Annotated in this window: 24 protein-coding genes and 2 rRNA genes; 7 read left to right on the forward strand and 19 right to left on the reverse strand. The window is 71.9% G+C overall.

Annotated elements, in window-relative coordinates:
- Nucleotides 1–9: 9 nt before the first annotated feature.
- Nucleotides 10–1,782, forward strand: coding sequence for an arginine--tRNA ligase (argS, locus tag ACF073_RS04460; protein ID WP_392066773.1), 1,773 nt, complete (start codon nt 10–12; stop codon nt 1,780–1,782).
- A gap of 37 nt (nt 1,783–1,819) precedes the next feature.
- Here the strand turns inward: argS and ACF073_RS04465 are convergent, their stop codons facing one another.
- Nucleotides 1,820–2,788, reverse strand: a complete 969-nt coding sequence (locus ACF073_RS04465; protein ID WP_392066775.1) for a helix-turn-helix transcriptional regulator — start codon at nt 2,786–2,788, stop codon at nt 1,820–1,822.
- A gap of 72 nt (nt 2,789–2,860) precedes the next feature.
- On the opposite strand from ACF073_RS04465, the gene ACF073_RS04470 reads away from it, so the two are divergent.
- Both ACF073_RS04470 and ACF073_RS04475 read left to right on the forward strand, forming a co-directional pair.
- Complete coding sequence (locus tag ACF073_RS04470) at nt 2,861–3,250, forward strand: VOC family protein (protein ID WP_392066777.1); 390 nt, start codon at nt 2,861–2,863, stop codon at nt 3,248–3,250.
- Nucleotides 3,251–3,333: 83 nt separating this feature from the next.
- Nucleotides 3,334–4,158: a DUF4253 domain-containing protein gene (locus ACF073_RS04475; RefSeq protein ID WP_392066779.1), complete on the forward strand. Its 825-nt coding sequence runs from the start codon at nt 3,334–3,336 to the stop codon at nt 4,156–4,158.
- A gap of 7 nt (nt 4,159–4,165) precedes the next feature.
- Here the strand turns inward: ACF073_RS04475 and ACF073_RS04480 are convergent, their stop codons facing one another.
- The gene (locus ACF073_RS04480; RefSeq protein ID WP_392066781.1) at nt 4,166–5,503 is read right to left on the reverse strand and encodes a helix-turn-helix domain-containing protein; all 1,338 of its coding nucleotides are present in this window, start codon (nt 5,501–5,503) and stop codon (nt 4,166–4,168) included.
- 190 nt (nt 5,504–5,693) lie between these two features.
- Here ACF073_RS04480 and ACF073_RS04485 point away from each other — a divergent pair, with 190 nt between their 5' ends.
- Nucleotides 5,694–6,440, forward strand: coding sequence for a DUF4232 domain-containing protein (locus tag ACF073_RS04485; RefSeq protein ID WP_392066783.1), 747 nt, complete (start codon nt 5,694–5,696; stop codon nt 6,438–6,440).
- A gap of 13 nt (nt 6,441–6,453) precedes the next feature.
- Here ACF073_RS04485 and hemB read toward each other — a convergent pair whose 3' ends face one another.
- From hemB to ACF073_RS04515, 6 genes are all read right to left on the reverse strand, one after another.
- The gene (hemB, locus tag ACF073_RS04490) at nt 6,454–7,446 is read right to left on the reverse strand and encodes a porphobilinogen synthase (protein ID WP_392066785.1); all 993 of its coding nucleotides are present in this window, start codon (nt 7,444–7,446) and stop codon (nt 6,454–6,456) included.
- Nucleotides 7,447–7,605: 159 nt separating this feature from the next.
- Nucleotides 7,606–9,318, reverse strand: a complete 1,713-nt coding sequence (locus tag ACF073_RS04495) for a uroporphyrinogen-III synthase (RefSeq protein WP_392066787.1) — start codon at nt 9,316–9,318, stop codon at nt 7,606–7,608.
- Complete coding sequence (hemC, locus tag ACF073_RS04500; RefSeq protein WP_392066789.1) at nt 9,315–10,310, reverse strand: hydroxymethylbilane synthase; 996 nt, start codon at nt 10,308–10,310, stop codon at nt 9,315–9,317. The genes ACF073_RS04495 and hemC overlap by 4 nt, the downstream gene beginning before the upstream one ends.
- Nucleotides 10,307–12,076, reverse strand: a complete 1,770-nt coding sequence (locus ACF073_RS04505; protein ID WP_392066791.1) for a glutamyl-tRNA reductase — start codon at nt 12,074–12,076, stop codon at nt 10,307–10,309. Before ACF073_RS04505 ends, hemC begins: the two co-directional genes overlap by 4 nt.
- Nucleotides 12,073–12,849, reverse strand: coding sequence for a redox-sensing transcriptional repressor Rex (locus ACF073_RS04510; RefSeq protein WP_392066793.1), 777 nt, complete (start codon nt 12,847–12,849; stop codon nt 12,073–12,075). Before ACF073_RS04510 ends, ACF073_RS04505 begins: the two co-directional genes overlap by 4 nt.
- A 280-nt stretch (nt 12,850–13,129) precedes the next feature.
- Complete coding sequence (locus ACF073_RS04515; protein WP_392066795.1) at nt 13,130–13,411, reverse strand: glutaredoxin family protein; 282 nt, start codon at nt 13,409–13,411, stop codon at nt 13,130–13,132.
- Nucleotides 13,412–13,528: 117 nt separating this feature from the next.
- Between ACF073_RS04515 and ACF073_RS04520 the strand changes: the two genes are divergently transcribed.
- The 3 genes from ACF073_RS04520 (at nt 13,529) to ACF073_RS04530 (ending at nt 17,031) form a co-directional block, all read left to right on the forward strand.
- A complete protein-coding gene (locus tag ACF073_RS04520; RefSeq protein WP_392066797.1) occupies nt 13,529–14,449 on the forward strand; it encodes an HAD family hydrolase in 921 nt (306 codons plus the stop codon).
- A 323-nt stretch (nt 14,450–14,772) separates the two neighbouring features.
- Nucleotides 14,773–15,549 (forward strand): ECF subfamily RNA polymerase sigma factor, BldN family, encoded by a 777-nt coding sequence (locus tag ACF073_RS04525; protein WP_392066799.1) that lies wholly within the window; start codon nt 14,773–14,775, stop codon nt 15,547–15,549.
- A gap of 246 nt (nt 15,550–15,795) precedes the next feature.
- Nucleotides 15,796–17,031: a DUF5667 domain-containing protein gene (locus ACF073_RS04530; RefSeq protein WP_392066801.1), complete on the forward strand. Its 1,236-nt coding sequence runs from the start codon at nt 15,796–15,798 to the stop codon at nt 17,029–17,031.
- Nucleotides 17,032–17,119: 88 nt separating this feature from the next.
- On the opposite strand, the gene ACF073_RS04535 is transcribed toward ACF073_RS04530, so the two are convergent.
- From ACF073_RS04535 to ACF073_RS04585, 11 genes are all read right to left on the reverse strand, one after another.
- The gene (locus ACF073_RS04535) at nt 17,120–18,184 is read right to left on the reverse strand and encodes a lysophospholipid acyltransferase family protein (RefSeq protein WP_392066803.1); all 1,065 of its coding nucleotides are present in this window, start codon (nt 18,182–18,184) and stop codon (nt 17,120–17,122) included.
- A 14-nt stretch (nt 18,185–18,198) separates the two neighbouring features.
- Nucleotides 18,199–19,260 carry an NAD-dependent epimerase/dehydratase family protein gene (locus ACF073_RS04540; RefSeq protein WP_392066805.1) on the reverse strand — a complete coding sequence of 354 codons (1,062 nt, stop codon included), beginning with the start codon at nt 19,258–19,260 and terminating at the stop codon, nt 18,199–18,201.
- Nucleotides 19,261–19,481: 221 nt separating this feature from the next.
- Nucleotides 19,482–19,580 (reverse strand): 30S ribosomal protein bS22, encoded by a 99-nt coding sequence (locus tag ACF073_RS04545; protein ID WP_003948845.1) that lies wholly within the window; start codon nt 19,578–19,580, stop codon nt 19,482–19,484.
- A gap of 136 nt (nt 19,581–19,716) precedes the next feature.
- Nucleotides 19,717–19,929, reverse strand: coding sequence for a helix-turn-helix domain-containing protein (locus ACF073_RS04550; RefSeq protein ID WP_121791081.1), 213 nt, complete (start codon nt 19,927–19,929; stop codon nt 19,717–19,719).
- 129 nt (nt 19,930–20,058) lie between these two features.
- A complete protein-coding gene (locus tag ACF073_RS04555) occupies nt 20,059–20,874 on the reverse strand; it encodes a phosphatase (RefSeq protein ID WP_392066807.1) in 816 nt (271 codons plus the stop codon).
- A gap of 126 nt (nt 20,875–21,000) precedes the next feature.
- Complete coding sequence (locus tag ACF073_RS04560; RefSeq protein ID WP_392066809.1) at nt 21,001–22,173, reverse strand: acetoin utilization protein AcuC; 1,173 nt, start codon at nt 22,171–22,173, stop codon at nt 21,001–21,003.
- Entirely contained in the window at nt 22,124–23,347 is a 1,224-nt protein-coding gene (locus ACF073_RS04565) for an MFS transporter (protein WP_392066811.1), read from the reverse strand. The genes ACF073_RS04560 and ACF073_RS04565 overlap by 50 nt, the downstream gene beginning before the upstream one ends.
- Nucleotides 23,348–23,472: 125 nt before the next feature.
- On the reverse strand, nt 23,473–24,237 hold the full coding sequence (locus ACF073_RS04570) for a VC0807 family protein (RefSeq protein ID WP_392066813.1): 765 nt from the start codon (nt 24,235–24,237) through the stop codon (nt 23,473–23,475).
- 92 nt (nt 24,238–24,329) lie between these two features.
- On the reverse strand, nt 24,330–24,974 hold the full coding sequence (locus ACF073_RS04575) for an HAD family hydrolase (RefSeq protein ID WP_392066814.1): 645 nt from the start codon (nt 24,972–24,974) through the stop codon (nt 24,330–24,332).
- Between the two features lie 81 nt (nt 24,975–25,055).
- Nucleotides 25,056–25,172, reverse strand: a 5S ribosomal RNA gene (gene rrf, locus ACF073_RS04580).
- Between the two features lie 87 nt (nt 25,173–25,259).
- Nucleotides 25,260–25,403 (reverse strand): 23S ribosomal RNA (locus ACF073_RS04585); the annotation flags it as partial.

Consider the following 25,403-nt stretch of genomic DNA (forward strand, 5'->3'; position numbering starts at 1 on the left):
CCCATTCCTATGGCCTCGGTCACGTCCCTCAGCGACAACGTCCAGCAGCACCTCGCGTCCGCCCTCTCGGCCACCCTGCCGGAGGCCGCCGGCGCGGACCCGCTGCTGCGACGAAGCGACCGGGCCGACTTCCAGGCCAACGGGATCCTGGCGCTGGCCAAGAAGGCGAAGGCGAACCCGCGGGAGCTGGCCGCGCAGGTCGTCTCCCGGATCGTCACGGGTGATGTGATCAAGGACGTCGAGGTGTCGGGTCCCGGCTTCCTCAACATCACGATCGCGGACCGCGCGATCACCGAGAACCTGGCCGCGCGGTACGCGGACGAGGCGGGCCGCCTCGGCGTGCCGTTCGCCGAGCACCCGGGCACGACGGTGATCGACTACGCCCAGCCGAACGTGGCGAAGGAGATGCACGTCGGCCATCTGCGCTCCGCCGTGATCGGCGACTCCGTGGTGCAGCTGCTGGAGTTCACCGGCGAGAACGTGGTCAGGCGCCACCACATCGGCGACTGGGGCACCCAGTTCGGCATGCTCATCCAGTACCTGGACGAGCACCCGCACGAGCTGGACCACAAGGAGGCCCAGGTCACCGGCGAGGAGGCGATGTCGAACCTCGACCGCCTCTACAAGACCGCGCGGAAGCTGTTCGACTCGGACGAGGAGTTCAAGACGCGGGCCCGCCGCCGGGTGGTGGACCTCCAGGCGGGCGACCCGAAGACCCTCGCGATGTGGCAGAAGTTCGTGGACGAGTCGAAGATCTACTTCTTCTCCGTCTTCGAGAAGCTGGACATGGAGGTCCGGGACCCGGACATCGTCGGCGAGTCCGGCTACAACGACATGCTGGCCGAGACCTGCCGGCTGCTGGAGGAGTCGGGCGTCGCGGTCCGCTCCGAGGGCGCCCTGTGCGTCTTCTTCGACGACGTCAAGGGCCCGGACGGCAACCCGGTCCCGCTGATCGTGCAGAAGTCGGACGGCGGCTACGGCTACGCGGCCACCGACCTGTCCGCGATCCGCGACCGCGTCTTCAACCTGAAGGCGAACACCCTGCTGTACGTGGTGGACGCCCGGCAGGCCCTGCACTTCCGGATGGTCTTCGAGACCGCACGCCGGGCGGGCTGGCTGAACGACGACGTCACGGCGGTGCAGCTGGCGTTCGGCACGATCCTCGGCAAGGACGGCAAGCCGTTCAAGACGCGTGCGGGCGAGACGGTCAAGCTGGAGGACCTGCTGGACGAGGCGGTCGAGCGCGCGACGGCCGTCGTCCGGGAGAAGGCCGAGAAGGTGGGCCTGACCGAGCAGGAGATCACGGAGAACGGCCGCTTCGTCGGTATCGGCGCGGTCAAGTACGCGGACCTGTCCACCTCCGCCGTCCGGGACTACAAGTTCGACCTGGACCAGATGGTCTCGCTCAACGGCGACACGTCCGTCTACCTCCAGTACGCCTACGCCCGGATCCAGTCCATCCTGCGCAAGGCGGGCGAGGCCCGTCCGGTGCCGCACCCGGAGCTGGCCCTGGCCCCGGCGGAGCGGGCCCTCGGCCTGCACCTGGACCAGTTCGCGGAGACGCTCCTGGAGGTGGCGGCGGCCTACGAGCCGCACAAGCTGGCCGCGTACCTCTACCAGCTGGCGTCGCACCTGACGACGTTCTACGACCAGTGCCAGGTGCTGTCCGCCGACAACCCGGCGGAGGTCGTGGAGAACCGGCTGTTCCTGGTGGACCTGACCGCCCGCACCCTGCACCAGGGCATGGCCCTGCTGGGCATCAGGACGCCCGACAAGCTCTGACCGCACGGCACGCATCCGTACGGCCGACGGCCCGCCCTCACCCCGGGGGCGGGCCGTCGGCCGTCTGGGCGGCGAGGAGTTCCAGGGTGCGGCGGACCAGGGCCCGGCGCACCGAGTCCGGGCCGAGGACGCGCAGCGGGGTCGCGAGGCCGAGCAGATAGCGGGCGAGGCCGTCCGGGTCGGGGCCGCCGATGTCGATCACGGTGGCGTCCGGTCCGTCGGAGCGGTGGGTGCCGACGGTGGGCGGCACGATCCGCAGCGCCTGGTCGAGGGGGAGCGGCAGGCGGATGGTCGCGGACAGCGGGTAGGGGCCGTTCGCGGTGTTGCGGGAGACGAGCTGGGCCGGGTCGGGCGGGTCGGCGAGGTCCACGGGGTGTCCGGTGGGGGTGAGCCGTTCGACGCGGTCGGCGCGGAAGGTGCGCCAGCCCCGGGCCACGTCCCGGGCGACGAAGTACCAGCGCCGCCCGGTGTGGACGAGCCGGTAGGGGTCGACGTCCCGGACGGTGGTGCGGTCGTGTCCGTCGCGGTAGGTCAGCCGGGCGCGTTCGCCGCGCCGGCAGGCGGCGGCCAGTTCCAGCAGCATGCCGGGCCCGATCTGGGGCGCCCCGGGCCGGGGCAGCCGTACGAAGGCGTCGTCCCACGCGCCGAGCCGCTCGGCGATCCGGGGCGGCAGCACCTGGCGCAGTTTGAGCAGTGCGGACAGCGCGGCCTGGTCCCCGCCGAGAGCGCCGCCCAGCGCGGCCTCCCGCAGCCCGACGGCCACGGCCAGCGCCTCCTCGTCGTCCAGGATCAGCGGCGGTACGCGCGCACCGGCCCGGAGCCGGTAGCCGCCCCAGGGGCCGGCGTCGGAGTCGACGGTGTAGCCGAGTTCCCGCAGCTTGGCGATGTCCCGGCGCACGGTGCGGTCGGTGACGGCCATGCGTTCGGCCAGTTCGGCGCAGGTCCAGGCGGGCCGGGCGGCCAGCAGCGCGAGCAGGCGCAGCAGACGGGCGGAGGCGCTGAGCACGGCGGAAGTCTTCCACACCGGTCCGCATGACCAGGACCGGAACTGTCCTGGTCCCGTCCTACCGTCTCCCCCATGAGCACGCATTCCGCTTCCGCAGCCGCTTTCCGCTATGTCGCCGTCACCTTCGACTGCGCCGACCCGGCCGAACTGGCCCGTTTCTACGGCGAGATGTTCGGGCTGCCGGTCGCCTTCTCCTCGGACGACTTCGTCATGCTGGGCGGCGAGGGCGGCGCGGCCGGCCTGGCCTTCCACCGGCTGCCCGATTACCGCCGGCCCACCTGGCCGGACCCCGCCCAGGAGAAGCAGGCCCATATCGAGGTGGGCGTCAACGACCTGGACGGCGCCGAGACCGAACTGCTCGCGCGGGGCGCCACCCGGCCCGATTCACAGCCGGAGCCGGACCGCTGGCGGGTCCTGCTGGACCCGGCCGGCCACCCGTTCTGCATCACCACGCTGGCCTGACCCCGCGGCCCCTGCGGGGCTGCGGCCGGCGGCCGGCCGGGCCCCCGGGGCGATTGTCAGTGGCTGCCCCTACAGTCACCGGCATGGCGACTCTTCCCAACCCGCTGCCCACGCTGGCCACCGACCCCAGTGGGCGTTCGCTGGGGCTTCAACTGCCGCCCGGCAGGCTGGTAGACGAGACGGACGACGGGTCCTGGCACGAACCCCTGCTGTGGCACGCGGCGAAGCCCGCCTCGCCCGGCACCTGGAAGGCGCTGGGGGCGCCCGCGGCCCGCGCGGGGCTGCTTCCGGTGCTGGTGGACCTGGCCGGCTGCCGGGCCGGCGTCGAGGACTGGGGACTCGCGCCCGGCGAGGTGTCGTACCCGGGGGACCACGACGCCGAGGAGGTCCTCGCGGAGTACTGGACGGAGGAGACGGACGGTCATGTCACCGAGGAGACCGAGCCGTTCGGCGCCGAGTGGCCGGGGCTCGCCGCCCCCGGAGTGCTCTCCGCCGACCCGGAGCTGCGTGCCGCGCAGGTCGCGGACGAGCTGAACCGCGACCGGAGCACCTGGGCCGAGTGGGTGGAGGAGCCGTATCTGGCGCTGGTCCCGGCCCGCCGGTCCGCCGACATACCCGCGGCGATCGGCTGGACGGGGCCGCTGAACTACGAGGGGGACGTGGCCCGGATCTCCGCGGTGCTGCGGTCCTGGGAGGACCGGTTCGGCATCCGGATCGTGGCCCTGGGCGCCGACGCCCTGGTGGTGTCCGTCGCCGCGCCGCCCGCCACGGCCGACCAGGCCGAGGCACTGGCCGCCGAGCACTACGCCCTGTGCCCGAACAGCGTGGCGCAGAGCGGCCCGGGGAGCGTGCGGGAGTACGCCGCCGAGCTGGTCGGCGCCACCAGCTGGTCCTTCTGGTGGGACTGACCGGCCGTCAGTCCGTCTTGGACGCCGGCCGCCACTTGTCGCCGCCGAGCGGGAAGGCGTACGCGGGCCGCCCGTTGTTGCCGCTGGTGCGGAACGGGCGGCCGGCGTCGTCGACCACCAGCGTGCCGTGCCGGTTCCCGCTGGACCAGGACAGCTCCAGGTACCAGCTGACGTCGTACGCGGAGGCGTCGGCCAGGACGTAGAAGACCTCGGGGTCGGACTGGCTCACCTTGAACGGGAAGTCGCCGCCGCCCGCCTCGGGTACGGGCGCGGGGCGCATCGCGTCCAGGGCGACCGTGTAGGAGTGGGTCGGCACACCGGCGCCGCAGCCGACGCCCGGGTAGCCCATGGCGTAGTCGTTCCAGGCGAGCGGGGACCGCTTGCCCGCCATGCGCACGGTCATCCCGTCCAGGACGACGGTCTCGCTGCCGGTGCCCTGCACGGTGAAGGTGACGTACTGCTCCCCCGCCGACACCGCCTTGTGCACGTCGACCCAGGCGGGCGCGTCCTGCTCCAGCGGCGGCGGTGACACGGCGGTCGGCGGCCGGTCGATCAGGTAGTGCTGGGTGCAGGGGCTCTCCCAGCTGTAGGGGTGGGTGGTGACGGTGAGGGGCGGGGCGGCGGACGACTTCCGGGGCGCGGACGCGGCCGGCTCGTCCGTGGGCGTGCCGCCGGGGGTGGCCGGGGCCGTCGCGGAGGGGGAGGCCGGGCGGGTCGCGGACCGGTGCGGTGTCGGGCTGCCGGATTCCGGGGTGGCCTGGGCGCTGTGCCGGGCGGCGTCCCCCGCGGTGGTCGTGGTGGCCTTGCCGTCCTGCTTCGTGTCGTCCGAGGGCAGGTTCAGGGCGACCGTCACACCGCCGAGGAGCGCGGTGACGGCGAGGGCGGCGAGCACCACGGGCCGCCGGCGGCGTCCGGGGCCGCCGGCCGCCACCGCCGTCTCCGGCGTCTCCGCCGTTGCCGGCGTCTTCTCCGGGGCCGGCGCGGGCGTGTCCTCGGCCGCCGGCTCAGGCTCCGCCGGCTCCTGCGCCACCGGCTCAGCTGTCGCCGGCTCAGGTGTCACCGGCGCGAGCGCCGTCGGCTCCGGCGCCTTCCGGCCCCGTACCGCGTCCGCCAGCACCCACCGGCGGTGCAGCTCCACCAGTTCCTCGGGCGTGGCCTTGCACAGCCGGGCCAGCCGCTCCACAGGCGCGTAGTCCGCCGGTACGGCGTCCCCGTTGCAGTAGCGGTGCAGCGTCGACGTGCTCATGTGGAGCCGCTTGGCGAGCGTGCCGTAGCTGTGCCCCGAGCGGTCCTTCAACTCCCGCAGCAGCTCGGCGAAACCGCTCCCGGACGTGCCCTCCGACACTGTTCCCCCCACTCCCCCTCGTCCCACCCCGGCGTTCCAGGGAAGGGTTGTTCTCGCAGGTCAAGCCAGTGCGGGTGTTCCAGCGTCCCGGATTACCGGCGGCTACTGGCGACCGGGACGGGCCCGCGCACAGGCTGTGGCCATCCAAGCACGCCAACCGGCCCAGCCCGAAAGAGGACTTGCCATGCGTATGCGCCATGTTCGTCTGCTCGCCGCCACCGGCACCGCCGTCGCCGCCCTGGCGCTCACGGCGTGCGGCAACGGCACGGGCACCAAGGACGAGGGCGCCGCCCGGCCGGCGCCGCCACGGACGTCCGCTTCCGGAACCCCCGCGGCCACCACCGGATCCACCGGATCCACGGGGTCCACCGGATCCGGCGGATCCGGCGGCAGTGACGGCACCGGCGGCTCCGGCGGCGGTACGGCCGGCGGCACGCCCGTGGCCCGGACCGGCACGCCCGGCGCCGAGCCGGAGACCTCCGCCGCCGGGAGCGGAGGGGGCGGCGGCTCGGTGGTGCTGTGCAACGGCGCGAACACCGCCGTCACCGCCCAGCCGGTCACCCGGCCCCTCAACCACCTGCTGATCACGGTGAAGAACACCGGGGGCAAGACCTGCGCCCTGCCGTACTACCCGGTGCTGCGCTTCGACGAGATGCAGTGGGTGCCGCAGCCGGTCAAGGACAGCCACCCGCAGGCCGTGGTCACCCTGGCGCCCGGCGAGTCGGGGTACGCGGGTGTGCTGCTGTCGGCCGCCGACGGGGGCGGCACCGGCGGGACGACCGCGAAGAAGCTGACCCTGGCCTTCCAGGGCCGCACCCCGAACAGCGACGGCGGTCCCGCCGCGACCCCGTCCCTGCCCGCCAAGGGCGTCCACTACGACAGCTCGCTGCGGGTGACGTACTGGCAGCAGGAGACGGGCGACGCCCTCGGCTGGTGAGCGGCGCCGCCGGCTAGCGCAGCTGCCGGGCCACCTCGGTGGCCCAGTAGGTGAGGATGGTGCGCGCCCCGGCCCGCTTGATGCCGGTCAGGGTCTCGACGATGGCCCGGTCCCGGTCCAGCCAGCCCTTCTCGGCGGCGGCCTCGATCATCGCGTACTCGCCGGAGATCTGGTAGGCGGCGACGGGCACGTCCACGGCGTCCGCCACCCGGGCGAGGATGTCGAGGTAGGGGCCGGCCGGCTTGACCATCACCATGTCGGCACCCTCGGCCAGGTCCAGCTCCAGCTCCCGCAGGGACTCGCGCCAGTTGGCCGGGTCCTGCTGGTAGGTCTTGCGGTCGCCCTGCAGCGAGGAGCCGACGGCCTCGCGGAAGGGGCCGTAGAAGGCGGAGGAGTACTTGGCGGTGTAGGCGAGGACGGCGACGTCCTCGCGCCCGATCTGGTCGAGCGCGTCGCGGACGACGCCGATCTGGCCGTCCATCATTCCGCTGGGGCCGACGACATGGGCGCCGGCGTCGGCCTGCACCTGGGCCATCTCGGCGTACCGCTCCAGGGTGGCGTCGTTGTCGACGCGCCCCTCGGCGTCCAGCACCCCGCAGTGCCCGTGGTCGGTGAACTCGTCCAGGCACAGGTCGGACATGACGAGCAGGTCGTCCCCGACCTCGGCGCGCACGTCCCGGAGGGCGACCTGGAGGATCCCGTCGGGATCGGTGCCCTCGGTCCCGAGGGCGTCCTTCTTGCCCTCCTCCGGCACGCCGAACAGCATGATCCCGGAGATCCCGGCCTCCACGGCCTCCAGCGCGGCCTTCTTCAGGCTGTCCCGGGTGTGCTGCACGACCCCGGGCATCGCCGTGATCGGCACCGGCTCGCCGACGCCTTCCCGGACGAACGCCGGGAGGATGAAGTCGGCGGGGTGCAGCCGCGTCTCGGCGACCATCCGCCGCATGACGGGCGAGGTCCGCAGCCGCCGGGGACGGGTACCGGGGAAGGATCCGTACTTCGACATGCCTTCTACGCTACGCCCGCCCGGCTCCCGCCTTTGCCGACGCCGTGTCGGACGCCCGGGCCCCCGACCAGGACGCGCGGGCGCCGGGCAGGGGGGAACGGAGGTCCAAGGGGACGGAGCCCCCTGGACCTCGGCGAAGCCCCCGGTGCCTCAGGTGCCTCAGGTGGTCGTGCGCCGGCGCCGCGAACCCGGCCGGCGCTCGCTCGGCCGCGTCACCTGGTCCCCCGACTCCAGCGCGGCGGTGCGCCGCTTCATGCCGAAGTCGGCCAGCGCCTCGGCCAGCTTGTGCACCGACGGCTCCGGAGCCATCACGTCGACCCGCAGCCCGTGCTCCTCGGCCGTCTTGGCCGTGGCCGGGCCGATGCACGCGATCACGGTGACGTTGTGCGGCTTGCCCGCGATACCCACCAGGTTCCGCACCGTGGACGACGACGTGAAGAGCACGGCGTCGAAGCCGCCGCCCTTGATCGCCTCCCGGGTGTCGGCCGGCGGCGGCGACGCCCGCACGGTCCGGTAGGCCGTGACGTCGTCCACCTCCCAGCCCAGCTCGATGAGCCCGGCGACCAGGGTCTCGGTGGCGATGTCGGCCCGCGGCAGGAAGACCCGGTCGATCGGGTCGAACACCGGGTCGTACGGCGGCCAGTCCTCCAGCAGACCCGCGGCCGACTGCTCGCCCGACGGGATCAGGTCCGGCTTCACACCGAAGGCGACCAGCGCCTTGGCGGTCTGCTCGCCCACCGCGGCCACCTTGATGCCCGCGAAGGCACGGGCGTCGAGGCCGTACTCCTCGAACTTCTCGCGCACGGCCTTCACCGCGTTGACGGAGGTGAAGGCGATCCACTCGTACCGGCCGGTCACCAGACCCTTGACGGCACGTTCCATCTGCTGGGGCGTGCGCGGCGGCTCGACGGCGATCGTCGGGACCTCGTGCGGCACGGCACCGTAGGACCGCAGCTGGTCGGAGAGCGACGCCGCCTGCTCCTTCGTACGCGGCACGAGCACCTTCCAGCCGAACAGCGGCTTGGACTCGAACCACGACAGCTGGTCGCGCCGGTCGGCGACGGAGCGCTCGCCGACCACGGCTATCACCGGCCGGCCGCCGTCCGGAGACGGCAGCACCTTCGCCTGCTTCAGCGTCTGCGCGATCGTGCCGAGCGTCGCCGTCCAGGTGCGCTGGCGGGTCGTCGTACCGGCGATCGTCACCGTCAGCGGGGTGTCCGGCTTGCGGCCCGCGGCGACCAGCTCGCCGGCCGCCGCGGCCACGGAGTCCAGGGTCGTCGACACCACCACCGTGCCGTCCGACGCGCCCACCTCCGTCCAGCAGCGGTCGGAGGCGGTACGGGCGTCCACGAACCGGACGTCCGCGCCCTGCGCGCCGCGCAGCGGCACCCCGGCGTACGCGGGCACGCCGACCGCCGCCGCGACACCGGGGACGACCTCGAAGGGCACCCCGGCGGCGGCACAGGCGAGCATTTCCCCGGCCGCGTACGTATCAAGTCCCGGGTCCCCGGACACCGCACGGACGACCCGCCTGCCGCCCCGTGCGGCCTCCATGACAAGATGAGCGGCATCCCGGGCAGCAGCCGGGACAGCGGCGGGTGTTGACGTGCCGTCAACCACCGTCAGCTGGGGCGTGCCCGTGCCCGGCGGCGAGACCGCGGAGGGATCCGCGTCCGTGTGCACGACGGATACGCCGTGCCGCGCGTGCGCCCTGATCACGTCGAGCACCTCGTGCTCGGCGACCAGGACGTCCGCGTTCGACAGCGCCTCCACGGCGCGCAGAGTCAGCAGTCCCGGATCCCCGGGTCCGGCACCGAGAAAGGTGACGTGCCCGTGTTCCGGACCGGCGGCGGGAAAGGCGGTGGGGCTCACTGTGCTCGCTCCCCCATCAGACCGGCCGCGCCCTGGGCGAGCATCTCGGTGGCGAGTTCGCGACCGAGTGCCATCGCCCCGTCGTGCGTCTGGGGCACGGAACCGGTGGTGGACAGCTGCACCATACGGGTGCCGTCGGTCGTGCCGACGACGCCCCGCAGGCGCATTTCCTTGACAATCTGCCCGTCGGCCTGGGGGTCCCCCCGCTCGAGCGGAGCCGAGAGGGGGGGAAGGTCGGCCAGCGCACCCACAGGTGCGCTGCAACCGGCCTCCAGGGCGGCGAGCAGTGATCGTTCGGCGGTGACGGCGGCCCGCGTGAACGGGTCGTCGAGTTCGCCGAGCGCGGCGATCAGTTCCGCGTGGTCCGCGGCACACTCGATCGCCAGGGCCCCCTGGCCGGGGGCGGGCAGAATCGTGTCGACCGACAGGAAGTCGGTCACCTCGTCGATGCGGCCGATCCGGTTGAGTCCGGCGGCGGCCAGCACGACCGCGTCCAGCTCGCCGTCGTGGACGTACCGGATGCGGGTGTCCACGTTGCCGCGGATCGGGACCGTCTCGATGTCCAGGCCGTGGGCGCGGGCGTACGCGTTCAGCTGCGCCATGCGGCGCGGCGAACCGGTGCCGATGCGCGCCCCGCGCGGCAGGTCGGTGAACTTCAGCGCGTCGCGCGCGACGATCACGTCCCGCGGGTCCTCGCGCAAGGGTATGGCGGCCAGGGCCAGTTCCTCGGGCTGCGCGGTCGGCAGGTCCTTGAGCGAGTGAACCGCGAAGTCGACCTCGCCCCGCGCCAGCGCGTCGCGCAGCGCCGTCACGAAGACGCCGGTGCCGCCGATCTGCGCCAGGTGCTCCCGGGAGGTGTCGCCGTACGTGGTGATCTCGACCAGTTCGACGGGCCGCCCGGTCACCTGGCGGACGGCCTCCGCCACCTGCCCGGACTGGGCCATGGCGAGTCTGCTCCGCCTCGTCCCCAGCCTCAGTGCCTTCTCACTCATGCTGGCCCTCGGTTCTCGTTCTCCATGCTGTCCTCGGCCCGGGAGACGGAGGCGACCGTCTCGGGGTCGAGGTCGAACAGCGTGCGCAGCGCGTCCGCGTACCCGGCGCCGCCGGGCTCGGCCGCGAGCTGCTTGACCCGTACGGTCGGCGCGTGCAGCAGCTTGTCGACGACCCGGTGCACGGCCTGGCGGATCTCGCCGCGCTGGCGTTCGTCCAGGCCGGGCAGGCGGCCGTCGAGGCGGGCGATCTCACCGGCGACGACATCGGCGGCCATGGTGCGCAGCGCGACCACGGTCGGGGTGATGTGCGCCGCCCGCTGCGCCGCGCCGAAGGCCGCGACCTCGTCGGAGACGATACGCCGGACCTGGTCCACGTCGGCCGCCATCGGCGCGTCGGCGGAGGCTTCCGCCAGCGACTCGATGTCCACCAGGCGCACCCCGGCCAGGCGGTGCGCGGCCGCGTCGATGTCGCGGGGCATGGCCAGGTCGAGGAGGAAGAGGACGGGCGCCGGGCGCTCGGCCACCGGCTCCGCCGTGCGCCGCTCGGGGATGCGGCCGGCCGTGGCGGCGGTCGCGGCCAGCGCGGTGATCAGCTCGGTGTCCGCCTCGGGCGTGCGCCGCTCCCGGCGGTCGGCCGTGCCCGCGCCGGCTTCCCGGTTCCGCTCGAACAGGGAGGTGCCGCCGCCGGCCCAGGCCGCGTGCTGCTCCAGGGTGGCGGCGTCCATGCCGGCCACGGCGGCCTCGCCCATGACGGAGAAGCCGGGCTGCGCGGCGGCCAGGTCCAGCGGGCAGTTCTCGTCGGCGCCGGCCTGCGGCAGCGGCGCCCTGGTCTTCGCGGCCGTACGGGCCGGGTCGGTGGTACCGGGGGTGTCGGCGAATTCGGCGACGGGCTGCCCGGTGCGGCCCTCGACGGCCTGGGCGACCGCTTCCGCCGTGAGCACGAGCCCCGTCGCCCCGGTACAGGAGACGACCACGTCGGCACGTGTCAGTTCGTCGGCCACCGCGTCCATCCGCACCGCGCGGGAGGTCACGGAGCCCGTGTCCCGGCCCTCGGCGAGGCCGGGTCCGTACTGCTCCTCGATCAGCTGCGCGAGCCGCTCGGCGCGCTCGACGGTGCGGTTGGCGACGACGATCTCGCCGACCCCGGCGCGCGCGAGCGTCGCCGCTGCCAGGGACGACATCGAACCGGCGCCGATGACCAGCGCCTTCCGCCCGGCCGCCCAGTCCCGCACGTCGCCGCCCGCGGCCAGCTGTTCTAGGCCGAAGGTGACGAGGGACTGGCCCGCGCGGTCGATGCCGGTCTCCGAGTGGGCGCGCTTGCCGACCCGCAGGCCCTGCTGGAACAGGTCGTTCAGCAGCTTGCCCGCGCTGTGCAGCTCCTGGGCGCGGGCCAGGGAGTCCTTGATCTGAGCGAGGATCTGGCCCTCGCCGACGACCATCGAGTCGAGCCCGCAGGCCACCGAGAAGAGGTGGTGGACGGCCCGGTCCTCGTAGTGCACGTACAGATAGGGCGTCAGCTCTTCCAGGCCGACCCCGCTGTGCTGGGCGAGCAGCGTGGACAGCTCGGCGACACCGGCGTGGAACTTGTCCACGTCGGCGTAGAGCTCGATGCGGTTGCAGGTGGCGAGCACCGCGGCCTCGGTGGCGGGCTCGGCGGCGACCGTGTCCTGGACGAGCTTGATCTGGGCGTCCGCGGTCAGCGCCGCCCGCTCCAGCACGCTGACCGGGGCGCTGCGGTGGCTCAGTCCGACGACGAGGAGACTCATGCCGGCATCACGGCGGGGACGTCCCCGTCGGGCCCCTGGTCGGCGGAGTCGCCGACGGCGGCACCGCGCGCGGTGGCGGCGGGCCGCGCGCCGTCGCCCGCCGCGGTCTCCTCGCCGGCCTTGCGCTGCTCGTGGAAGGCGAGGATCTGCAGCTCGATGGAGAGGTCGACCTTCCGCACGTCGACGCCCTCGGGGACGGACAGCACGGTCGGCGCGAAGTTCAGGATGGAGGTCACACCGGCGGCCACGAGCCGGTCGCAGACCGGCTGGGCGGCACCGGCGGGGGTGGCGATGACACCGATGGACACGCCGTTGTCCTTGATGATCTTCTCAAGGTCGTCGGTGTGCTGCACCGGGATGCCCGCGACCGGCTTTCCGGCCATCGCCGGGTCGGCGTCGATCAGCGCGGCGACCCGGAAGCCGCGGGAGGCGAAGCCGCCGTAGTTGGCCAGGGCGGCGCCGAGGTTGCCGATACCGACGATCACAACCGGCCAGTCCTGGGTCAGGCCGAGTTCGCGGGAGATCTGGTAGACGAGATACTCCACGTCGTAGCCGACACCGCGCGTTCCGTAGGAACCCAGGTAGGAGAAGTCCTTGCGCAGCTTGGCGGAGTTGACCCCCGCCGCCGCGGCCAGCTCCTCGGAGGAGACCGTGGGTACCGAGCGTTCCGACAGTGCGGTCAGGGCTCGGAGGTACAGCGGAAGCCTGGCGACGGTGGCCTCGGGAATCCCTCGGCTACGGGTCGCCGGTCGGTGTGTTCGGCCAGTTGCCACGGTGCTCCTGCGGGTAGAGCGGGGCTGCAGGCGGTCATACGTCCCCAGACCGCCCCGTCGACAGCAGGCTATGTCTTTGTGAACGCGTGCACAAAGATGGTGTCCGTTTTGCCCACCAGAAGTGACCGGCGTCACGCACGTTTCGCGCCCACGGCGGGAACCGGCGCATACGCACCGACGTTCCTTCGTTACTGGGGGCAAAACCGCACACTCTCCTCACGAATCCCGCCCCCGAGACCAAACCGCCGTCGATCCTAAGCGACTTTCCGGCTGGTTTGTACTAGTCGGTCAGTGCGCGGCGCAGTCGCTCCTCGTTCACGCGCCAGAAGGTGTGCTGTTCACCGTCGATGAGTACGACCGGGATCTGCTCCCAGTACCGCTCGTGCAGCTCCCGGTCCTCGGTGATGTCCTTCGGCTCCCACGGCACGCCGAGGTCGCCGCAGACCTTGTCGACCACCACCTGCGCGTCGTCGCACAGGTGGCAGCCGGGCTTGCGCACGAGGGTGACCAGCCGGGCCCGCGGCTCGGCCTTGCGTCGGAAAAGAGGGCTCATAGGGGCCATTCTCGCGCGCTCCGCGCCCATTCCGGATCGCCTCTTTAACGGCTCGGTCGCGCAGAGTTCACACCCCGCCAACCTCTCGACTCCGGAACCACCGAACAGACTGGCTATGCTCACGTCATGGCCGCTCTCGGATGGCTCACCCCCCGTAGGCGCTCCGCCACGGCGCGGAGCGTGTTGGCAGGCGAGGCCTCGGCGGAGGCTGCCCGCAAGTCCTCCCAGGAGGCCCCGCGCGCCACGCCCGAGGAACCGGAGTTCCCGGTCACCGGTGACGACAGGGCCGCCGCCTTCTTCGACCTCGACAACACGGTGATGCAGGGCGCCGCGATCTTCCACTTCGGCAGGGGCCTGTACAAGCGCAAGTTCTTCGAGACCCGCGACCTCGCCCGGTTCGCCTGGCAGCAGGCGTGGTTCCGGCTGGCCGGCGTCGAGGACCCCGAGCACATGCAGGACGTCCGCGACTCGGCCCTGTCGATCGTCAAGGGCCACCGCGTCGCCGAGCTGGAGTCGATCGGCGAGGAGATCTACGACGAGTACATGGCCGACCGCATCTGGCCCGGCACCCGCGCCCTCGCCCAGGCCCACCTGGACGCGGGCCAGAAGGTCTGGCTGGTCACCGCGGCCCCCGTCGAGATCGCCCAGGTCATCGCCCGCCGCCTCGGCCTGACCGGCGCCCTCGGCACGGTGGCCGAGTCGGTGGACGGCGTCTACACCGGCAAGCTGGTCGGCGAGCCGCTGCACGGCCCCGCCAAGGCGGAGGCGGTCCGCGCCCTGGCCGCCGCCGAGCACCTCGACCTGTCCCGCTGCGCGGCCTACAGCGACAGCCACAACGACATCCCGATGCTGTCCCTGGTCGGCCACCCCTACGCCATCAACCCGGACACCAAGCTGCGCAAACACGCCCGGGAGCAGGAATGGCGCCTGCGGGACTACCGCACGGGCCGCAAGGCGGCGAAGGTCGGCATCCCGGCGGCGGCCGGCGTGGGCGCGGTGGCCGGCGGCACCGCCGCGGCGATCGCCCTGAGCCGGCGCCGCCGGTAACGGCCGCGCCCCCGGCGGCGGGCCGCGGCACCCCGCCCCCGGCCGCGGCCCCTTTGAACGGGCCCGTGTACATCACATTGTTCAACACGCCCCGCACTTCACCGAAACTCGCCCTTTTCCGGTCAACAACCGATCACCTTACGGAACTTGACCTGACATCAAACGGTTACAGATGCGACGCAATCGATGATTTGAGCAACTCGGTGTAGCAGGGCCTGCACGAAGCGTTATTCTCCTCAGACGCAAACCGGTACCCCTCCGTCGCTACGACGGGTGAAAGGTCCCGCACTGCACGTGATGGAAGCTCTGCCTCTGGGAGTCCCGTGTACCCACACGTCGGGGTTGACGCCTCGGGCCTGGCTACGCTGCGCGCAACCGTCGCGACGGTAAAGGAAACGCTGCGCGGCCTCGTCCCCCCCGCGTACGCCGTCCCCGCCTTCGCCGCCGCGCCCGTCGGCCCGTGCTACGCACTGGCCGAAAGCAGCGCCGCCGTCGGCAGACGAGGGCGTGCCACCGGCGCGGCCACCGCCCGCCGTCCGGCCGCCGACAGCGACAGCGCCCGGATGATGGACCTCGTCGAACGCGCCCAGGCCGGCGAGGCCGAGGCATTCGGGCGGCTCTACGACCAGTACAGCGACACCGTCTACCGGTACATCTACTACCGCGTCGGCGGCCGGGCGACCGCCGAGGACCTCACCAGCGAGACCTTTCTGCGGGCGCTGCGCAGAATCGGCACGTTCACCTGGCAGGGCCGCGACTTCGGGGCCTGGCTGGTGACCATCGCCCGGAACCTGGTCGCGGACCACTTCAAGTCCAGCCGCTTCCGGCTGGAGGTCACCACCGGCGAGATGCTCGACGCCAACGAGGTCGAGCGCTCCCCGGAGGACTCCGTCCTCGAGTCCCTGTCGAACGCCGCCCTGCTGGACGCCGTACGACGGCTCAACCCGCAGCAGCAGGAGTGTGTGACGCTCCGCTTCCTCCAGGGCCTCTCGGTCGCCGAGACCGCCCGGGTGATGGGCAAGAACGAGGGCGCCATCAAGACCCTGCAGTACCGCGCCGTGCGGACGCTCGCCCGGCTGCTGCCGGACGACGCCCGCTGAGCCGGGGTGGCGGGGAGCGACGGAGGGCGACGGTCAACTCACGTTCTGTGAGGGCCCGTTGTCTTTCTGATCCGATCATCCGTCGTCCGTAACCCAAGTGCCGCGCCAGTCGTTGTGCGGGATACAGGCTCCCTGTGGTCACGTCCTGGCCGACCCTGATCACTCGATCGGGTGGAGTGGTCGTGGGCGTGCAACCCTCAGGACCCCCTGGGGAGTCGACCGTCATGACGAGAGGAGGTGCCGCCAGTGATCGCGAACGTATCGGCGCACCGGCGGGCGAACGCCTTCGCCCAGGCCCTGGAGGAGCAGTCCGACCAGGACCCGGCGGCCGAGCAGTCCGCAGCACCGGCGGAGTCACCGCCGGGCGCCGAGGAACAGACCGGTCAGGGCCCATTGCTGGCCCTGACGGCGGACCTCGGCGCGCTGCCCAAGCCGCAGCTCGATCCCGAGGTCAAGGTCGTCCAACGGGCCCAGCTGGTGGCCGCGATGGAGGCCATGCTCCAGGAGGGCACGGGGGCGGCGGATGCGTCGGTACCGGAGCAGCGCTCGCACCGGGGCAGGGGCGCGCACCGCGCGAGTCCGCTGGGCAAATTCCGCCCACGCACCAGGCTGACCAAGGGCCTCGCGGCCGGCGGGCTCAGTGTGGGGGTGGCCGCCGGGGCCTTCGGCGGCGTCGCCGCCGCCAGCTCCGACGCCCTGCCCGGCGACTCGCTCTACGGCCTGAAGCGCGGCATCGAGGAATTCAAGCTCAACTACCTGACCGACGGCGACGACCAGCGCGGTCAGACCTACCTCGACCAGGCCTCCACCCGGCTCAGCGAGGCCCGCAGGCTGCTGGAGCGCGGCCGGGGCGGCCATCTGGACCACGAGTCCATCGGCGAGATCCGCCGCACCCTCTCCGGGATGCGGCACGATGTCACCGAGGGCCACCGCCTGCTCCACGAGGCGTACGAGGCCGACCCGGACTCCCTCGGCCCGATCCAGGCGCTGTCCGCCTTCTCCCGGTCGCACCGCGAGGCCTGGAGCGCGCTCAGCGACAAGCTGCCCGTCCAGCTGGGCGACATGAAACAGCAGGTGTCCTCCGTCTTCGACGCCATAGACGAAGAGGTCGCGCCGTTGCAGTCCCTGCTCCCGCAGCCGCCGGCCCGCACCGGCGACGGCAAGCACCGGGGCGGCTCCGGCTCGGCGTCCACCGGCACCTCCGGCAGCCACCGGCCGGCCCCGTCCAGCTCCGCCGGCCGCACCCCGTCCGCCGGCGAGCACTCCGGCACCGGCACGCCGAGCGGCTCGGCCACCGGCAGCCTCGGCGGAGGTCTCATCGGCGGCGACACGGGCGGCCTGCTGGACCCGCCGAAGATCGGTTCCGGCGGCAGCTCCCCGTCCGCCGGCAAGTCCCCCACGAGCGAGCCGGACATCACGATCCCCCCGCTCATCCCCGACCTGCTGCCCGGCCTGGGCATCGACAGCGAGGACGCGGACTAGCCGCCGTACGACCCGGTGGGGGCGCCTCTTCCGAGCGGGGCGCCCCCTCCGGAGCGACGGACTCGGCCGTACGGCTCAGACGTACGGCTCAGAAGAACACGGACCTGCGCTGCACCAGCAGCTTGTACAGCGTGTGCTGGATCTGTTCGCGGACCTGGTCCGTCAGGTTGAACATCAGCATCGGGTCCTCCGCCGCCTCCAGCGGATAGCCGTCCGTCGGGATCGGCTCGCCGAACTGGATCGTCCACTTCGTGGGCAGCGGGATCGCACCCAGCGGGCCGAGCCACGGGAAGGTCGGCGTCAGCGGGAAGTACGGGAAGCCCAGCAGCCGGGCGACGGTCTTGGCGTTGCCGATCATCGGGTAGATCTCCTCGGCCCCGACGATCGAGCACGGGATGATCGGCGTCCCCTGGCGCAGCGCGGTCGACACGAAGCCGCCGCGGCCGAACCGCTGGAGCTTGTAGCGCTCGCCGAAAGGTTTCCCGATGCCCTTGAACCCCTCCGGCATCACCCCGACCAGCTCGCCCTGGCCCAGCAGCCGTTCCGCGTCCTCCGCGCAGGCCAGCGTGTGCCCCAGCTTGCGGGCCAGCTCGTTGACCACCGGCAGCACAAAGACCAGGTCGGCGGCGAGCAGCCGCAGATGGCGGCCGGCGGGGTGCCGGTCGTGCACCGCGACCTGCATCATCAGGCCGTCCAGCGGCAGTGTGCCGGAGTGGTTGGCGACGATCAGCGCCCCGCCCTCGGCGGGGATGTTCTCGATGCCCTTCACCTCGACCCGGAAGTACTTCTCGTACACCGGCCGCAGCAGCGACATCAGGACCTGGTCGGTCAGCTCCTCGTCGTAGCCGAAGTCGTCGACGTCGTAGTCCCCGGTGAGCCTGCGCCGCAGAAAGGCGAGACCGGCCGCCACCCGCCGGTCGAGGCCGCCGTCCGGCCCATCGGACTCCGGCTGCTCCAGCGGCTCCTCCTCGCGGCCCACCAGCCCATCATCCTGCGCCCGCTCCCGGCCCGGCAGGGGCTGGACGGCACCGATCTCGCCCGGCTCACCGAGCCCGCCGCGCCGGCTCCCGGGGCCGCGGCGCCGGGCGTGGCGCTGTGCGGCGTTCCCGCGGGTCCGGTCGTCGTCGAACGGAATGACCTTGGCGTCCGCCATCGTTGCCGCTCTCCTCAGTTGGCGCTGTGCGTCTGGGGGTGGCCGGCTGCCCTCGCGGTCAGCGCGGCGATCCGGTCGACGGCTCCCGCGAGACCCTCCGGCGGCAGCAGCCCCGGGCCCTGGCCGTGCGCGAAGTCCGCGAAGGTCTCGGCCGTGGTGTAGCGGGGCACGAAGCCCAGCGTCTCGCGCATCTGGACGGTGTCCACCACACGCCCGTGGGTGAGCAGCCGGATCTGCTCCGGCGAGAAGTCCGTCATACCGAGCGTGCGGACCAGGGAGCCGGCCCAGGTGACCGCGGGCAGCAGCAGCGGCACGGTGGGCCGCCCGAGCCGCCGGGAGCACTGGGAGAGCAGCAGCACACCGTCCCCGGCGATGTTGAAGGTGCCGCTGTTGAGGGTGCCCCGGCGCGGTTCGTGCGAGGCGAGCCGCAGCACCTCGATGACGTCGTCCTCGTGCACGAACTGCAGGCGCGGGTCGTAGCCGAACACGGTCGGCAGCAGGGGCAGCGCGAAGTACGAGGCGAGCGGGGTGTCGGCGGTCGGGCCGAGGATGTTGGCGAAGCGCAGCACGCACACGGCGACGTCCGGCCGCCGCCGTGCGAACCCGCGCACATACCCCTCGACCTCGACGGCGTCCTTCGCGAAGCCACCGCTGGGCAGCGACTTGGCCGAGGTCGTCTCGGTGAACACGGCCGGATCACGCGGTGCCGACCCGTACACATTGGTACTGGACTTCACCACCAGGCGCCGTACGGCCGGCGACTTCTGGCAGGCACCGAGGAGCTGCATGGTGCCGATGACGTTGGTCTCCTTGACCGTGGCCCGGCTGCCGCCCCCCAGGGCGGTGCCCGTCACGTCCATGTGGACGACCGTGTCGGCGCCCGTCTCGGCGAGCACCCGGGCGATGGTCGGCTGCCGGATGTCGGCCTGGATGAAGTCGGCCCCGCCCAGATGGTGCGCGGGCGGCACCGCGTCCACGGCGATCACCCGGTCGACCTCCGGGTCCCGCTGGATCCGCCGCACGAACCGGCCGCCCAGCTGCCGGGCCACTCCGGTGACGAGCACGACCCTTCCCAAGATCAGCGCCTTCCTTCCGCGTAACCGGTATCCCGCGTTCCCGTGTGCGGCCAACCTAGCCGGTCGACGTTGCGCTGTGATGACCCCCGATGCGCGAGGTGACGGAATTTCCCCCATCGGTATATGCCTGTGGCCTCCCACCAGTACTGGTGGGAGGCCACAGGGTCACGCTCTCGCTGCGTCGCGCAGTCCGGTGGATCCCCGCTGACGCGGGGACCGGACTACTTCTTGTTGCGACGCTGAACGCGCGTGCGCTTGAGCAGCTTGCGGTGCTTCTTCTTGGCCATCCGCTTGCGCCGCTTCTTGATAACAGAGCCCACGACTACCCTCGCTCACTTCTCATCACTCGGTTGTTTGGGCGCCATGGGCCCACACGACCTACGAGGGGCTAGCCTACCCAACCGAGCGCCGAGGTCGTAATCGAGGGGGTACCCCCTGGTCACCAGGGGGTCGCCGTCAGGCTGTCTCCACCCCCACATAGCTGTCGCGGAGGTACTCGTGTACCGCTTGTTCCGGGACACGGAACGAACGTCCGACCCGGATAGCGGGCAGATGACCGCTGTGCACCAGCCGGTACACGGTCATCTTCGACACTCGCATCACCGAGGCGACTTCCGCCACGGTAAGGAACTGAACCTCGTTCAGAGGCCTCTCGCCAGCTGCAGCCATGACACACCTGAACCTTCCGCACTCGACGGCCACCGGCTTCCCCTTCCGGTGACTCTTCGTCGTTGCGTGCTCACTCCCCAGACTAGGTGCGTGTGATGCGAGTGGGGAAGAGGTGCACCCATCGGCGGCCTACTGTGACAGACACGCTCGATTGAGTACGTAGCGGATCAGCGGCAGGTAGTAACTAGACCGCACTGCGTCATCAACCGGAACGACGACGGCCACCCGCCCCTCGGCCTCCCCCACGAACAGCGCGGGATCGTCGGTGTCGGCGAGACCGATGGCCTCGAACCCCAGCTGACCTGCGCCGCAGACCCAGCCGTGATCCCCGATCACCAGCTCGGGCAGCGGCCCGCCGGCCTCCGCCGCGGCCTCCAGCGCGACCCGAACCGGGAGCGGCGAGTGGCTGTGGGCACCCGGCTCACAACCGGGGCGCTCGCTCGCCGCTTCCCGCACCAGGGCAACCCCTCGTACGTAGTCGAGACGATGGGTGCGTAGACCGAACCGGGTCAATATGTCGACACAGTGACCCTGCGCCGGTGTGAGTACCTCACATCCCGCCGCCGACAGCGCGTCCGCCAAGCCGGCGTAGAACCCGAGGAGCCGCTGCGGGTGCCCGGTACCCAGCAGCACGGGCGCACCGCGCCGGGCCGCCGCTCCGATCCGTCCGGCGAAAGCGTCCAATGCGGCCAGAGTCCGCTCCGGATCGATCACATCCGGTCCGATTGTGTACCGAGGGTCGGCCGAAACCCCGCACTTCGCCGCCATCAGCCCGATCAGCTCCTGGTAGCCCCAGACGCCCTCGGGGTCGATCCCGAGCAGTACGCGCGGATCCCGGGCGGCGAAGAGCCGATAACTCCGCAGGCTCTCCTCCCGCGAGGTCGCCACGACCCCGGCCAGCCGAACGGCCACCAGATGCGCGCGGAGACGGTCGGCGGTCAACACGGATGCGATGGTGGCCCATTGGGGGGAGGGGCAGGGCGGAAACAAGGGGAAATCCGCACGGTTGGCCTAATGGGTAGCCCTGGGGGTGTCACCCCGTGCGTCCGGGACGGCCCGGTGAGAGCGGTCTCAGGGCAGCAGGCCCCGCAGCGGGAACGCCGCCCGCCGGGTGGCCAGCACGGCCTGATCGACGCGGTCCGCGGGGTCGTACCCGGCCTCCCACGCGCCGTACTCCACCGGCCACCGCCCGTCCGTCATCCGCCGCGGGCCCAACTGCCGGGTCCGGGCGAACACTTCCTGCCGCCACGCCTCGGGGATCATCGCCTCCGGAGCCACCGGCCGCCCGGCCACGATACCCACCAGATGCGTCCACGAGCGCGGTACGACGTCCACCACCGCGTATCCGCCCCCGCCCAACGCGACCCACTTCCCGTCCGCGTACGCGTGCGCCAGCTCGTGGCACGCCACCTGCACCGCCCGCTGCGCGTCCAGCGAGACGGCCAGATGCGCCAGCGGATCCTCGAAGTGGGTGTCGGCCCCGTGCTGGGAGACGATCACCTGCGGCCGGAACTCGGCGAGCAGCTCCGGCACCACGGCGTGGAACGCCCGCACCCACCCGGCGTCCCCGGTCCCGGCCGGCAGCGCCACGTTCACCGCGGCGCCCTCGCCCGCTCCGGCGCCGGTCTCCTCGGGCCACCCCGTCTGCGGGAACAACGTACGGGGATGCTCGTGCAGCGAGATCGTCAGCACCCGGGGGTCCTCCCAGAACGCGGCCTGGACCCCGTCCCCGTGATGCACGTCGACATCCACGTAGGCGACCCGCTCGGCCCCCAGCTCCAGCAGCCGCGCGATCGCCAGCGACGCGTCGTTGTAGATGCAGAACCCGGAGGCCCCGCCCGGCATCGCGTGGTGCAGCCCGCCCGCGAAGTTCACGGCGTGGTCGACGTCCCCCCGCCACACCGCCTCGGCCGCGCCCACCGACTGCCCCGCGATCAGCGCGGACACCTCGTGCATCCCGGCGAACGCGGGATCGTCGATGGTCCCGAGGCCGTACGCCCCGTCGGCCCCCGCCGGATCGGCCGACGCGGCCTTCACCGCGTCGATGTAGTCCTCCCGGTGGACCAGCCGGAGCGTCGAGTCGCCGGCCGGTTTCGCCGCGACGACCGCCAGCTCCCGGTCGAGACCGAAGGCACCGACCAGGCGCCGGGTCAGATCCAGCCGGACCGGATCCATCGGATGGCTCGGGCCGAAGTCATAGCCCGTTACTGCCTCGTCCCACATCAGCTGTGCGCGGCCGCTCATGTCCGCCACCGTATCGGTCCGGTTGAGTGGCGAACGACCTGGCGTACGCCAGCGTCACCAGCACCAACACCATCGGCACCAGCATGGCCCCGCGGTAGCTCCAGCCGTCCCCCAGAGCGCCCACCAGCGGGGAGCCGATCAGGAAGCCCACGTAGTTGAAGATGTTCAGCCGCGCGATCGCCGCGTCCGAGGCTCCCGGGAACAGCCGCCCGGCCGCAGCGAAGGTCTGCGGCACCAGCACGCACAGTCCCAGCCCCAGGAGGGTGAACCCGAGCATCCCGGCCCAGGCGCCGGGCGCCGCGGCCACCACCGCGAACCCGCCCGCCGCGACCACCGCCCCGGCCCGGACGACCGCCACCGCCCCGAACCGCCGCACCCCGAGGTCCCCGAGGGTCCGCCCCACCAGCGTGGTCACCATGTACACGTTGTACGGCACGGTCGCCAGCTGCTCCGAGCTGCCCAGTACGTCCTTCAGGTACTTCGCGCTCCAGTTGGAGACCGTCGAGTCCCCGATGTAGGCGAAGGTCATCACCAGGCACAGCGGCAGCAGCAGCTTGAACACCAGGGTCCCGCCCCCGCCCGGCTCCTCCCCGCCGGACCCGGCGACCCCGCCCCCGTCGACGTACCACCGGCTCGCCGTCAGCGTCGCCGGCAGCAGCACGGCCACCACCGGCAGGTACGACACCCAGAGCGCGAGATGCCAGTGCGCCCCGGCCCAGGACAGCGAGGCCCCCACGATCCCGCCCAGGCTGTAGGCCGCGTGGAAGCTGAGCATGATGCTGCGCCCGTACGACCGCTGGAGGCTGACACCGAGCATGTTCATGGACGCGTCCAGCGCCCCCACCGCAAGGCCGAAGACGCCGAGCGCCACCGCCAGCGCTGCCACCTCGCCCGGTCCGCCCGCCCCCACCCCGAGCAACGCCAGCAGCACCACCGGCTGGGACCAGCGCAGCAGCCGGCTGGGCCGGACCCGCTTCACCAGCTGCTCGGTGGTCACGCTGCCCACGCCGGCCAGGATCGGCACGGCGGCCAGGAAGACCGGGAGCAGCGCGTCGGAGACGCCGTACCGGTCCTGGACGGCCGGGATACGCGTCACCAGCAGGGCGAAGGCGGCGCCCTGGGCGAAGAAGCCGAACGCCAGCGAGGCCCTACCGCGCCGCAGCACATCAGTCATGGCGGCGAGAGTAGGGCCCCGAGCTACCTGTGGGTAGATCCAGCCAAAGATGAATTTCCCTCAGCTTTACCGACGGTCGTCCGGGCGGGGATCCCGCTCAGGGACCCCCGCCCGTCCGGCTCCGGTCAGGCGGTCACGGCCGCAGCGGTCCGCCCGGCCCCGCCGACGACGCTCCCGACCTCGCCGACGACGCTCTCCGCCTCGGTGCCGGTCCCGGCCTCCGTCTCGGCGGTGATCATCCGTCCCATCGGCTCAGCGGCCACCCCGCCGCTGACCACGAACGTGGCCGTCAGCACCACCGCCATGATGACCCCGCCCAGCCAGACCATGGTGTCCACGGGGACGGTGTAGGCGCCGACGACCCGGGCCACGCACTCCAGCAGCAGCGCCCCGCCCCAGACCAGGGAGAACAGCCGCTCCTTGCGCAGGAACGCCGCCGAGCCGGCCGCCGCACCCGATGCGAGCCGCTCCCAGGCGGCCTCCCGTGCCGCGTCGCCCTTGATCAGGAAGGGCTTCATGCCGGCGCTCATCATCGGCTTGCCGAGCGCCACCGAGACCAGGACCCCGATCGCCACCGTGCTGCTGACCGCGCCGTCCTTGGCGAGCATCAGCCGCGGGTCGCCGGAGACGAAGCTCAGCACCAGCGAGACGACGTTGACGACGAGGATCAGACCGGCCAGCCCGTTGACCGTCCGCTCCTTGACCAGGCTCCACACCGTCCGCGCCGCGGGCACCACGCTGCTCCAGGCGAGCGCCGAGAAGGTGCTCAGCCCGAAGGCGTCCTTGAAGAGGTAGTAGGCACCGAGCGGCACCGCCACATCGACGAGCAGCGGCTTGATGTTCTCGATCGCGCTCGGCTGCCGGTTCTGGGTCCCCGTGTTCTTCGTCATGCCCTCAGCTTCCCGCTCGGGCGGGGGCGGGCAGTAGAAACGATCGTCCGGAGGTCCGCATGACAAATGTCAGCCCGGGCGCCCGACCGGGGTCATATCAGCAGGTCAGCCAACTCGCCCATACGGGAGAAGAGTTGGCCGGCGTCCGCGAGCCTGGCGGCCGGTGTCATGGCGGTGAACCCGTACACGTCCATCCCGGCCGCCACGGCGGCCTGTACGCCCAGCGGGGAGTCCTCCACGACCACACAGCGCTCGGGGGCCACCCCCATCCGCTCGGCGGCGTACAGGAACAGGTCGGGCGCCGGCTTGCCCCGCCCCACGTCCTCCGAGCTGAAGATCCTGTCCTCGTCGAACCACCGGTCGAGTCCGGTCGTCCGGTGTCCCACCCGGATCCGCGCATGGCTCCCGGAGGAGGCCACGCAGTACGGCACCCCGTCCGCGGCCAGCTTCTCCAGGACCTCGGTCACCCCGGCCACGGGCCGCAACTCCCGCTCGAACGCGGCGAACACGCGGGCGTGGAAGACCTCGTCGAAGTCCTCGGGCAGCCGCTGCCCCGTCCGCTCCAGGACCAGGTCGTGGATCCGGTGCATCGCCGATCCCATGTAGTCCCGGATGGACTCCTCGTACGAGGTCGGGTGCCCCAGCTCCGTCAGCTGGGCGGCCAGCAGCCGATTCGAAATGGGCTCGCTGTCCACGAGGACACCGTCGTTGTCGAAAATGACCAGGTCATAACGCATACGACCGAGCCTAGAGGACACGACACCCGGAACGCAGAAAACCCCCGTACCGATACCGGTACAGGGGTTTTCTCAAAATTTGTTCGGCGGCGTCCTACTCTCCCACAGGGTCCCCCCTGCAGTACCATCGGCGCTGTGAGGCTTAGCTTCCGGGTTCGGAATGTAACCGGGCGTTTCCCTCACGCTATGACCACCGAAACACTATGAAACTGACAAGCCGCACCATGCGTGACCTGCATGGGGCTAGTCGTGGTTTCAGAACCAACACAGTGGACGCGAGCATTTGAGGACAAGCCCTCGGCCTATTAGTACCAGTCAACTCCACCCGTTACCAGGCTTCCATATCTGGCCTATCAACCCAGTCGTCTACTGGGAGCCTTACCCTCTCAAGGAGGTGGGAATACTCATCTCGAAGCAGGCTTCCCGCTT

Source organism: Streptomyces sp. NPDC015171, from assembly GCF_043079545.1.
Lineage (GTDB): Bacteria > Actinomycetota > Actinomycetes > Streptomycetales > Streptomycetaceae > Streptomyces.